Genomic DNA, 1,846 nt, shown 5'->3' on the forward strand with positions numbered 1-1,846 from the left:
TCCATGTTACGGCAGGCAATTACCCGGATTTGGAAGGCGCACGGGTCGTCATCATTACAGCCGGTGTCGGGCAGAAACCGGGTGAGACACGCTTACAACTCTTAGGTCGCAATGCTGCGGTTTTTAAACAAGTTATTCCCAATGTCCTGCGCCATGCACCCGATGCTATCCTGGTGATTGCCAGCAATCCAGTCGATATCATGACCCATCTTACTGCAACCTATGCGAAGGAATTTGGAGTTCCCAGCAGCCATGTCATCGGTTCTGGTACTATGCTGGATACAGCCCGTTTTCGGTCATTGATAGGGCGCGCCCTCGATATCGACTCACGCCATGTTCATGCCTACGTAGTCGGTGAACACGGCGATTCGGAAGTGCTTGGCTGGTCAGCAGTCAGTATCGGTGGTATCCCGCTGGAGGAATTTTGCACTCGCCACTGTGCAGACATGTGCGCCATTGACCGCCACCTCATTGATGAGCGTGTTCGCCGGGCTGCTTACCGGATTATTGAAGGGAAGGGAGCTACCTATTATGGCGTTGGGAGTGCCCTGGCACGCATCGTACGCGTCATTCTACAGGACGAACGTTCCATTCTCACAGTTTGCACGCCAATGCCTGATCTCGAAGGCTTCAAGGATGTAACTGTATCGGTACCCCATCTGCTTGGTGGGGATGGTATTTTAGATACATTCCTTCCCGTTCTGGACGAACAAGAGACGAGCGCTTTTCATAATTCCGTCAAACTCATCCAGAATATTATTCGTGATATGGAAAAAGAAGGCATTTTGTGATTAAAAACATATCGATTGAAAAAGTAAACCATAGCCAATGACAACTTCTCCCGATTTTGCCAATAAACGCTGGGTTGTAAAACCGCGTATTAACCAAGAGCAAAGTGAAGCTTTACATGAATATGATCCTATTCTACGCCAGCTTCTGGTTAACCGCGGTTACAAATCAACCGAAGAAGCCCGCCATTATCTGGAGGCACGCCCACCCCTAAACAGCGATCCATTCCAGATGTTGGGAATGGGAAAGGCGGTCGAGCGTATTCTACATGCCATTACGAATAATGAAAAGATGGCGGTGTATGGAGATTATGATGTTGATGGCGTTACGGCAACTACATTGCTCACTATTGCCATTCAAGCGATGGGGGGCGATATTAAGCCGTATATACCCAATCGTTTTGAAGAGGGCTACGGGCTTAATAAGAGTGCCCTGGAAGAACTGAAAGATGGCGGAATGTCTCTGGTGATCACGGTCGATAACGGCATCCGTTCTTTGCAAGAAGTCGCTTTTGCACGGCAGATCGGGCTAGACTTAATCATCACTGACCACCACCAACCCAAAGATGAAATGCCGGATGCACTGGCTGTCATTGATCCGAAGCAGCCTTTCGATCCTTACCCCGATAAAAATCTCTCCGGGGTTGGCTTGGCTTATAAATTAGTGGAAGCCCTCTCTACAAAACGAGCAGGGGTTGTGTTGGAAAGTTATCTTGACCTGGTTGCCCTGGGCACTGTGGCTGACGTCGTCCCTTTGACAGGGGAGAACCGTTACCTGGTGCGGCGCGGGTTGGAACACCTGAGAACGCCCAACCGTCAAGGAGTTCTTTCCCTGATGGGAGTAGCCGGGCTCATAGATGAAAGAAGCTTGAGACCGAAACGAATATCAACCATGCATATCGGTTATATGTTGGCGCCGCGCATCAATGCAGCCGGCAGATTGGAATCTGCACTGGATGCCTTGAATTTATTGATGACCGATGACTTTATGGAAGCTGGCAGACTGGCGCAGCAACTCAATCTTCAGAACAAGCAACGCCAGGAGCTGACTAAAACGA

2 protein-coding genes are annotated in these 1,846 nt (G+C 49.6%); both read left to right on the forward strand.

The window, feature by feature from the left end; all coding sequences use genetic code 11:
- A partial coding sequence (locus WCO51_13280; protein ID MEI6514225.1) for an L-lactate dehydrogenase occupies positions 1 to 791 on the forward strand: 791 nt, incomplete at its 5' end.
- 37 nt (positions 792 to 828) lie between these two features.
- Positions 829 to 1,846 (forward strand): DHH family phosphoesterase (locus WCO51_13285; GenBank protein ID MEI6514226.1); only part of this gene is annotated, 1,018 nt, incomplete at its 3' end.

The organism is bacterium (assembly GCA_037131655.1).
In the GTDB taxonomy this organism is placed as follows: domain Bacteria; phylum Armatimonadota; class Fimbriimonadia; order Fimbriimonadales; family JBAXQP01; genus JBAXQP01.